Genomic DNA, 9,375 nt, shown 5'->3' on the forward strand with positions numbered 1-9,375 from the left:
CACGCCCATGAACGGCTCGGCCCCGCGGATCGGCGCCGCCAGCACGCCGGCAATGGCCGCGGTGGCCGCTCCCAGCGCGAACATCAGGCTGAACAGGCGGAAGATATTGATGCCGAGCAGCGACACCATCTCGGTCGATTCGCTGCCCGCGCGCACGGCGCTGCCCAGGCGCGTGCCTTCGAGCAGCCACCACAGGCCCACTGCCAGCAGCGCGGTGAAACCGATCACGAACAGGCGGTACTTCGGATAGACGAAGCTGCCCCACATCACCACGCCCTGGAGCGACTCGGGCGGCGCCACGTTGACCCCGAGCGGACCCCAGCCGGTGATGATCAGCTCCTGCGCGACCATCGCCAGGCCGACCGTCACCAGGATATGGAACTCATGTGCAAGCGCATAGACGTGGCGCAGCATGAGCTTCTCGGTCAACCAGGCGAACGCGCCGACCAGCAGCGGCGCGGCGACCAGCGCGACCCAGAAATTCAGGCCAAGCTGCAAGGCCTGGAAGCACAGGTAGGCGCCCAGGGCATAGAAGGCGCCGTGGGCAAAATTGACGAAGCGCAACAGGCCGAAGATGATCGACAAACCCACTGCCAGCAGGAAGTAGAGCATGCCGATGCCGACGCCGTTGACCACCTGCAGCAGGTAGACGTTCATAGGCTCGAGCGGGAAGCTTGGACGGGAAGGACGGGCCTGGCACGCCCCGTTGCCGGGGCGCGCGGCCTGCGGGTTCCTGGCGGCTGGTCAGGCCATCTTGCACAGGGTCTTGTCGACGGGCAGGAAGGACTTGCCGGCGCTGATCACCTCGGCATAATCGTCCTTGTCCTTCATGCGGCTCTTTGCCTTGCCCTTGAGCAGGTAGTAGTCCTTGATGACCTGGTGATCGGCCGCGCGCACCTCTTCCGGTCCGGTCAGGCCGTCGTACTTCATGCCCTCGATGGCCGCCACCACTGCCTTGGGATCGGTGGTGCCCGCCTTGAGCATGCCGTCCAGCATGATCTTGGTGCAGATATAGGAACCCGCCAGGCTGTAGTTCGGATTGCTCTTGAAGCGCGCGTTCGCCCGCTTGACCAGCTCGCGATTCAGCGGCGAATCGGCGCCGTGCCAGTATTGCGCGCCGAAGTACACGCCTTCGCACAACTCCGCGCCCAGCGATTCGAACTGCTCCAGCCCCGACGCCCATGCCACCAGGATCGTGGTGTCCTTCTTCATGCCGAAGCTCGCCGCCTGGCGCAGCGTGTCGGACGACTGCTGGCCGAAGTTCAGGATCAGCAGCACATCCGGCTTGGCCGCCAGCGCATTGGTCAGATAGCCGCTGAACTCCTTCTCGTTGAGCCCGTGATAGCTGTTGCCCACGTGCTCGATGCCCTTCTCCTTGAAGACGCTCTTGGCCGCGGATAGCAGGCCCTCGCCGAACACATACTGGGGCGTGATGGTGTACCAGCGCCTGGCCTTGGGCATGGTGTCGATCAACGGCCGCACGGTGCGCTCGATGGCGCCGAAGGTGGGCACCGACCAGCGGAAGGTGGCGCGGTTGCAGTCCTTGCCGGTGATCTCGTCGGCGCCCGCGGTGGTGACGAAAACGCCGCCGAACTTTTCCGCTTCCTTGCCCATGGCAAGCGACTCCGAAGACAGGATGCCGCCGGCGAAGTAGCGGGCCGCGTTTTTCTGCGCCAGTTCCTGCATCTTGCGCACGGCAGTGGCCGGCTTGCCTTCCGTATCGAGCACGCTGTAGCGCAGGCTCTTGCCCAGCACCTTGTCGTACTGCTCGAGCACCAGCTTCATGCCCAGGTCGGCAAACTTGCCGTTGGCGGCGAAGGGGCCCGACATCGGCACCGGACAGCCAAGTTCGATCGCATCGCCGGCGGCCGCCAGCGCGGAGCGGGCCTGCACGAGCGCGGCGGGGACGGCGGACAGCGCCGCCAGCTTCAACAGGTTACGACGATTCATGTCTCACTCCTCTCGATGGGGATAGCCACCCAGGATGACTGGTAGCCGCCCGCATCCGGTGCGCGAACATCCTCCAGCCTTTTATACTATTTATCATGATAAATAGGTGAGACGATAGTAGGAGGCGTATCCTTCAAAGTCAATAGGAGGAAACGCAGCAAGGGAGTGGCAGCGGCAGGGAGCGCCGGCGCCGCCCGCGACCATCGCAGCCTGTAGAATCGGGCTCAGCGCGGACCAGTGGCACGCGGCAATCAAAGGGATGGAAACAACATGGCACCGCTACGAGGCGATGGCGCCAGGACGATCGAGATTCGCAAGCAGAAGCGGGCCGACCTGGTCGCCGAGGAACTGAAACGCCTGATCACGCAGAAGAACCTGCGCCCCGGCGACAAGCTGCCGCGCGAGATCGCCCTGCAGCAAATGTTCTCGGTCAGCAAAAGCACGATCCGCGAGGCGCTCAAATCGCTCGAAGTGCAGGGCCTGGTCAGCGTCAGCACCGGCCCCTCGGGCGGCGGCACCATCGTGGAGGTGCAGCTGGACCGCACCTTCCAGCTGATGCAGAACTACCTGTTCTTCAAGGACATCGGCATCGCCGATATCTACACGGCGCGCAAGCTGCTGGAGCCCGAACTGGCCGCCGGCGCGGTGCCACACCTGACGGAAGAGGATTTTGCCGCGCTGGAGCGCACCATCGACCAATGCGACCCGGCCTCCGCCGCCGCCATCGATCCGCTGAACCAGCGGCAGGAAGATCTCAGCTTCCACGACATCCTGGCGGCCGCCAACCCGAACCCGATGCTGCGCTTTTGCTGCGAACTGATCAACGAGATGATCCGGCACCTGGTGGTGTTCGGCAACGACACGCCAACCTGCGAGCACGAACGATTCGGCGCGGCCAATGTGAAGTTCCACAAGAAGATCCTGGCCGCCGCGCGAGACCGGGATGCGGAAAAAGTCCGCACGCTGATGCTGTCGCACATGGAAGAGTGCACGCGCTATGTCACTCGCATGAACGGCAAGATCAACGGGCGGCTGGTGCTGGACTCGGAGATGCCGCGGCGCGCCAGGAGCGGCCGGGCAGGCTAGGACGGGTCCATCGCACCTTCATGTAGCTCCACCACCCGGCGGCGAGCGCTTGTGCCCGCCGCCACCAACGTGTTACCACCCGATGCACAACAAGAATATGAACAAGCCTTTCTTCCGTCTTACCTTTGCCGCGCTGATTCTTTCGGGCTCGGCAGCCGCCCATGCGGCGGCCATGCCGCCCTTGCCCGCCCTGCTCGAATGCAAGGGCGCAGCCAGCGGCGTGGCCGCCTATGTCGACGCGCTGGAAGAAGCCGGGCTGCCCGGCTGGAACAGGAATGAAGAACTGAGCGGCTTCGCATCGGCCGTATGGCGCGCGCCCAAGGCCGTCACCGTCGCCGGCCTCGCGGCGCAGGACATGCGCTTTGGCGACTACCAGCTTGGCAACTACACCGCCTACGGCATCACCGATGCCACCGACCTCAACGCCGTGGCAAGCCAGCTCGGCCTGCGCGGCGTGGCCGGGCGTGGCCTGGCCCGGGAAAGCACCGGCGGCGCGTGGATCGTGGCCCGCGAGTACAAGGGGCGGGTTGAAGTCGGATGCGAGTATCCGAATCCGCGGCTTGGCGGGCAGAAGGGCGCAGCGGCGCGCTGAGGGCTGAGGGCTGGCAAGGGCGCCGCCCCTGCCCTGCCTGGCTCAGGCGCGTCGATATCTCACTTCCCGCCATCCGTCCTCACCGGATACTTCAGCGCGTTCATCGCCATCTTGGCCTTCACCGCCGCGTCCAGATCCACATTCAGCGCGGTCAGCAGTTGCGCCAGGTAGATGGCGATATCCGCCAGTTCCTGTTCCACGTGCTCGCGCTCATCCGTGGACATGATCTCGCGCGCTTCGCTCTCGGTCTTCCACTGGAAGATCTCGACCAGTTCGGCCACTTCCACGCTGAGCGCCATGGCGAGGTTCTTGGGGCTGTGGTACTTGCCCCAGGCGCGGGCTTCGCCGAATTCGGCGGCGGCATTCTGGAGGGCTTTGATGTCGATCAGGGTCATGGCGTGGTGCTGTGGAATGGTCTTGCCGGGCGTAATCGCATCATAGCTGAACGCCCACGCCCGGCCACGCCGGCTCCCGGAGCGCCATTGGCATCCTGCCGATGAATCCGCCATACCCGGCAGTCAGGGGCGGCATGTGCGGCTCAAGGCGCTCAGTACAATTTGTTACTTCTCCGGCTTTTTGCTGACACCGATCGGACATGGGCGATTGATAGCGTCTCCCGGCTGCCCTGTGGCAGTCAATTGAGGAGATGTCATGCGAGCAACAAAAAGGCTTACCCTGGCCGTGGCGCTGTCGCTGTCGTGCGGACTGGCAACGTCCGCACGCGCGGACGACGACGCCCGTCAGCCGCGTGCCAAGCATGTGCTGCTGGTTTCGGTCGATGGCCTGCATCAGGCCGACCTGGACTGGTTCGTCAACGCCAATCCGGCTTCCACCCTTGCGCAACTGGTCCGCCATGGCGTCGCCTACAGGAATGCGCAAACGCCCTTCCCCTCGGACTCATTCCCCGGCATGGTCGGACAGGTCACGGGCGGCAACCCCAGGACCACCGGCATCTACTACGACGACGCCTACAGCCGCAGCCTGCTGCCGGCCGGCACCACGGCGGCCAATTGCCGCAGCGCCAAGCCGGGCGCTGAAGTGTATTACGCCGAAGTGATCGCCAAAGACCTGAACCGGCTGGACAGCGGACAAGGCATCCCCGGCCTGTACTCGGATTTCTCCAGGATCTCCCAGCTGACCGGGCGCCCGCAAGACCTGATCGATCCGGCCTTGCTGCCGGTCTCCGCGCAGACCTGCCAGCCGGTCTACCCGCATCAGTATCTCAAGGTCAACACGATCTTCGAGATCGCGCACAAGCACGGCCTGCGCACCGCCTGGTCGGACAAGCACGCCGCCTACGAGATCCTCAACGGGCCGTCCGGCCAGAGCATCGACGATCTGTTCGCCCCCGAAATCAACAGCTCGGTCACCGACCCCTCGCTGCCCGCCGGCCCGGGTGACGACTGGACCAAGGACAACACCAACACCCAGCGCTACGACAGCTTCAAGGTACAAGCCGTCCTCAACTGGATCAAGGGCCATGACCATGCCGGCAATGGCACGCCCGGGACTCCCGCCATCTTCGGCATGAACTTCCAGGCCGTGTCGACCGCGCAGAAGCTCAACAAGTCGAACTACTACCCCGACCCGGGCAATACCGGCAACAAGGTGGCCGGCGGCCTGGGCGGCTACACCATGAACGGGACCGTGCCCGGCGCGGTGCTGCAAAGCGCGCTGAGCTTCGTCAACAACCAGCTGACGGCCATGGTGAGCGCGCTCGACCGCACCAACACGGTGGTGGTCCTGTCGGCCAAGCACGGCCAGTCCCCGCGGAACCGCGCCGATCTCACCATCGTCAACGATGGCGACATGATCGATGCGCTGAACTGCGCCTGGGAAAAATACGCCGCCACGTGCAAGGACCCGTCCAAGCCGCACCTGGTGGCGCATGCGATCGACGACGACGGCATCCTGATGTGGTTCAACGACCGCTCCCCCGCCGCCATCGGCTTTGCCAAGAGCTTCCTGCTGGGCTATTCCGGCAACGGCCTCGGCTCCGACGCCGCCGGCAACGCGATCGCCAAGCCCTTCAGCCAGGCGGGCGTGAGCAGGATCTACGCCGGCGAAGAAGCCGCCGACCTGTTCGGCGTGGCGCGCGGCGACGACCGCGTGCCGGATCTCGTCGGCATCGCGCAGCAGGGTACCGTGTGGGCCGGCGGCAAGCTGTCGAAGATCGCCGAACACGGCGGCGACGCCAAACAGGACCGTCACGTGCCCATCGTCGTATGGGGCGCGGGCATCGACCAGAATATCGTCGACGAACCGGTCCAGACCAACCAGATCGCGCCGACCATCCTCGCCTTGCTTGGACTCAAGCCGCACGAACTGCAAGCGGTGCAGGCCGAGCACACCAAGGTACTGCCGCACCTGCATTGAGCGGAGCCGGGGCAGCAGCGCAAGCTGAACATCCCGGCACGGGAAGCAGCCCCGCGGATGCCGGATCCGCGGGGCGGTCCCGCACTCCCGGCCCGCAGCGCCGGCACGCCAGCCTCATGCGGGCCTGGGCGCCAGCGCGACATCCAGCGCGGCAGGCTCGCACTCCTGCCGCAGCAGGCAGGTGGTGTCGTGCGAAGCCAGCTCCCGGATCCACGCGAGCGGCGCTCGCGCGCCAGCCCGTCCGGAGAACGTCATGGCCGTCCGCAACAGCATCGCCATGGCGCCAGCCAGGCTGCGCGAGCCGGCCAGGATCCAGCAGCCCGCCCGTTGCACCGGCAACTGGCTTGCGGAACCCCGCACCAGTGCCACCTCCAGGCTGCCGGATCGCCGTGCCGCATGCATCGCCTGCACCGGCCCCATGGCATTCCACAGCGCGCGCCCCTCGGGCCCGCTCAGGCGCGCCGCGTCCACCAGATGGATGACGACATCGCCGTGCCCGCCCCGCACCCACTCAAGCCGGCCATCGAAGGTGGGGCAATGCATCAGGATGCCCTGGGCTTCCTGCTCAGGCACGCCCCAGCGATGCACCGCGACGCGAAGCGGCCGGATACCCCGCATCGTCATACGGGGCGTGATCGGCTGGATGGAGTGCTGCTGTGCCATGACGGGGCTCCTTGTTCCGGATGCCCCAAGTCTGCCGGCCGGACCGGACAGGAGACTGTCCGGTCGCGCACATAGCATTCATCCCCGCCGTGCCGCCAACGGCTACCGCCCCAGGAAGGCCGGCAACTGCGCGACCAGGTAAAGCGCCGCGCCGATCAACCCGCCCACGACGGTGCCGTTCATGCGGATGTACTGCAGATCCCTGCCGACGTTCAGTTCGATTTGCCGGGACATCTCCCGCGCGTCCCAGCCACGGACCGTGCTGCTGATGTGCCTTGCGATGAATTCCGCAAAATCCGGCGCCATCCCGCGCGCCGCATCGCGCAGGTGGTCGTTCAGCGAGGCACGCAGGGAGGCATTGCGCGCCAGCTCCGCCCCGATCCAATGGCCCGCGGCGGCGACCTGCCGGTGGATGGCGGAGTCCTCCTGCGCCAGGTCGTGCTTTATCCATAGGCGCCAGTCCGCCCAAAGGCCGCCGATATACGCATTGAGCAAGCTGTCGCTCTTCAGCTGCTGCTTGATGCCCTCGGCCCTGGCCTGAAACGACGCGTCGTCCTTCAGGCGCTGGATCAGGTTGTTGGCCGCCGTATCGAACGCCTTGCGCAGCTGATGGCTGGCGTCCTGCTCCACCTGGTTCAGCACGCGCCCGAGCGCTGCCGCGATCATGTCGGCGCCATTGTTGCCGATCCATTCGGTAGGCAGGAGCCGCTCCTTCCGGCGATGCTCGCTCTTCAGCCACTCGACGATCCTCTCCGAGATAAAGGCGCGGGTCGCCGGTTCATTGAGCAAGGCGATCAGCTGCGCGAGCGACTGGTCCAGCAGCGTCTGGTGCCGTCCGTTCCTGGTCAGGCTTTCGAGCATGCCCGCGGCGGACTGCGACAGGTCGACCTTGTCGATCATGGCGTGCACGGCATCCTTCACGAAGGCCTTGATGTTCTCCTCGTCCAGCACGTCGAGCAAGGTGCCGGCCGCTCTCGCCACCACATTGCCGATCTCCCGCGCGTTGGCCGGCGCTGCCAGCCATTCCGACATGACCCGCGCCGGATCGTGCTTGCCGATCAGCGCGACGATGGACGGCACGTCAAGAAACTTCTCCTTGACGAACACGGCGAGGCCATCCGCGATGTCGTCCTTCTTGCGGATGATGATGTTGGTATGGCCGGAGAGTCCCGGCAGCGGGATGCGCCGGAACAGCGCGGCCACGGCGAACCAGTCGGCCAGGCCGCCGACCATGGCGGCCTCGGCTGCCGCCCGCACCCAGTCGGTCAGGAAACCGCGCGGGAGCAAGACGGTGGTGGTGAAGACGGCGCCGGCGAACAACAGCAGGGCCAGCGCCTTGCGCTTTGCGGTGTTGAGTTCCTGTTCCTGCTGCATTGGGCGATGGAGTGATGGACTTTGACTTTAATTTTGACTTTGGCTTTGGCTTTGGCTTTGGCTTTGGCTTTGGCTTTGGCTTTGACTTTGCTGTTGCGATCCGCCGCGTCCGATCCATGCCGGTTCAGCGCAAGAGAATCAACTGCGGCACGGCATCTGCGCCGGACCAGATGATCGCGTTCTGTTCATGCCGCGTGCCAAGTGCCTTGGCCGCATCCAGCGTCAGCCCAAGCACCAGGAAGCTCGCCTCGCCGGGCCACTGGTTCGAGGGGTGCTGGCCGATGCCTTCGATAAACCTCAGGCCTGCCTGCGCCAGCTCGCGCGCCAGCGCTTGCTGGCGGCGCGCGTTGACGGATGCGTCTTCGCCGGCTGGCTGGCTGAAGGGGTTCCAGGCCGTGATGAATGCGCTGCACTGCACGCCCGCATCGGCATGCAGTGCAGCCAGCAAGGCGTTGGGCTCGCCCACCTTCAACGTAACCGGCGCATCGCCATGAACATGGTAATGGGTCTCCAGGTAAGCCTGGACGATCTCGGGACCGATGACTGAGGCAGAAAACAAAAAACCCTCCGTGCAAGGAGGGTCGACGCGCTGCCCGCTTGCTTGCTCCCTGAAGATCAGGAAGCCACATCCGCTATCGCGATCCACCTTGCCCGGGAAGGCAGGTTGGCTTGGGCGTCGACCCAATTCAGAATGTGGGCGGATTGGATCATGCGGGGTTGGGGGTGTCAAGGGCGCTGGCCAGCCTGCCCTGTCCGCTCTTCCGGGTGCGAGGCTGGCGTGCCGTCGACACCCCGGCACTTCAATTGCGCTAGCAAGCCAGGTCCGGCCAGGGAAAGGCGACCACCACATCGGCGCAGGATTTCTCGAAAGGCCGGGCGGAATATTTCAGGCGGCGGGCGATGACCCCGGTGGTCTGGCGAAGCGCGGCGATAGCCGCGCTCGGGCCTGCAATGGAGATCCAGGAGGGCGCCGCGTATCCCTCGCCAAACAGGGAAACCAGGTCGTCCTCGATCTTGCCGGCCAGACGCTCGGGATCGGGATCGCATTGCCGCAGGAGCAGGCAGGTCGCGTCGAGCGCGGCAAGGTCCCGCAACCACCGGAGCTGCCTGCCGCGCGCGCCCGCCAGCTCCGACGGCTCCAGGGTCGAGCGCAACAGGATGGCCAGGGCGGACGCAATGCTGCGCGAGCCAGCGAGAATCCAGCTGCCGGCGCGAACTACCGGCAACTGGCTGGCCGAACCAAGGACCAGCGCCACCTCCAGGCTGCCGGTCTGGCGTGCCTTCCTCAAGGCCTGCACCGGCACCATGGCATCCCGCAGGTGGCCGCCACCGCT

General features: G+C 65.6%; 10 protein-coding genes and 1 riboswitch. Of the genes, 3 read left to right on the forward strand and 7 right to left on the reverse strand.

Annotated features, from left to right (window positions below; translation table 11 throughout):
• On the reverse strand, positions 1-657 hold a 657-nt coding region (locus P3W85_RS07060; RefSeq protein ID WP_276264252.1), incomplete at its 3' end, for a branched-chain amino acid ABC transporter permease.
• Between the two features lie 87 nt (positions 658-744).
• Positions 745-1,950: an ABC transporter substrate-binding protein gene (locus P3W85_RS07065; RefSeq protein ID WP_017226530.1), complete on the reverse strand. Its 1,206-nt coding sequence runs from the start codon at positions 1,948-1,950 to the stop codon at positions 745-747.
• 270 nt (positions 1,951-2,220) lie between these two features.
• Here P3W85_RS07065 and P3W85_RS07070 point away from each other — a divergent pair, with 270 nt between their 5' ends.
• Positions 2,221-3,036, forward strand: a complete 816-nt coding sequence (locus P3W85_RS07070; RefSeq protein ID WP_017226529.1) for a FadR/GntR family transcriptional regulator — start codon at positions 2,221-2,223, stop codon at positions 3,034-3,036.
• A 97-nt stretch (positions 3,037-3,133) separates the two neighbouring features.
• A complete protein-coding gene (locus tag P3W85_RS07075) occupies positions 3,134-3,628 on the forward strand; it encodes a hypothetical protein (protein ID WP_276264253.1) in 495 nt (164 codons plus the stop codon).
• 59 nt (positions 3,629-3,687) lie between these two features.
• Here P3W85_RS07075 and P3W85_RS07080 read toward each other — a convergent pair whose 3' ends face one another.
• Positions 3,688-4,023 carry a nucleotide pyrophosphohydrolase gene (locus P3W85_RS07080; RefSeq protein WP_276264254.1) on the reverse strand — a complete coding sequence of 112 codons (336 nt, stop codon included), beginning with the start codon at positions 4,021-4,023 and terminating at the stop codon, positions 3,688-3,690.
• 256 nt (positions 4,024-4,279) lie between these two features.
• On the opposite strand from P3W85_RS07080, the gene P3W85_RS07085 reads away from it, so the two are divergent.
• Positions 4,280-6,004, forward strand: coding sequence for an alkaline phosphatase family protein (locus P3W85_RS07085; RefSeq protein WP_276264255.1), 1,725 nt, complete (start codon positions 4,280-4,282; stop codon positions 6,002-6,004).
• Between the two features lie 114 nt (positions 6,005-6,118).
• Here the strand turns inward: P3W85_RS07085 and P3W85_RS07090 are convergent, their stop codons facing one another.
• The 4 genes from P3W85_RS07090 to P3W85_RS07105 form a co-directional block, all read right to left on the reverse strand.
• On the reverse strand, positions 6,119-6,667 hold the full coding sequence (locus tag P3W85_RS07090) for a hypothetical protein (RefSeq protein WP_276264256.1): 549 nt from the start codon (positions 6,665-6,667) through the stop codon (positions 6,119-6,121).
• A gap of 102 nt (positions 6,668-6,769) precedes the next feature.
• The gene (locus tag P3W85_RS07095) at positions 6,770-8,041 is read right to left on the reverse strand and encodes a DUF445 domain-containing protein (RefSeq protein WP_276264257.1); all 1,272 of its coding nucleotides are present in this window, start codon (positions 8,039-8,041) and stop codon (positions 6,770-6,772) included.
• A 124-nt stretch (positions 8,042-8,165) separates the two neighbouring features.
• On the reverse strand, positions 8,166-8,600 hold the full coding sequence (locus P3W85_RS07100; RefSeq protein WP_276264258.1) for a DUF3293 domain-containing protein: 435 nt from the start codon (positions 8,598-8,600) through the stop codon (positions 8,166-8,168).
• 28 nt (positions 8,601-8,628) lie between these two features.
• Positions 8,629-8,741, reverse strand: a riboswitch (SAM-I-IV-variant riboswitch).
• 109 nt (positions 8,742-8,850) lie between these two features.
• Positions 8,851-9,375: hypothetical protein (locus P3W85_RS07105; RefSeq protein ID WP_276264259.1), on the reverse strand; the 525-nt coding region annotated here is incomplete at its 5' end.

Origin of the sequence: Cupriavidus basilensis (assembly GCF_029335485.1) — a bacterium.
Classification (GTDB): Bacteria; Pseudomonadota; Gammaproteobacteria; order Burkholderiales; family Burkholderiaceae; genus Cupriavidus; species Cupriavidus basilensis_E.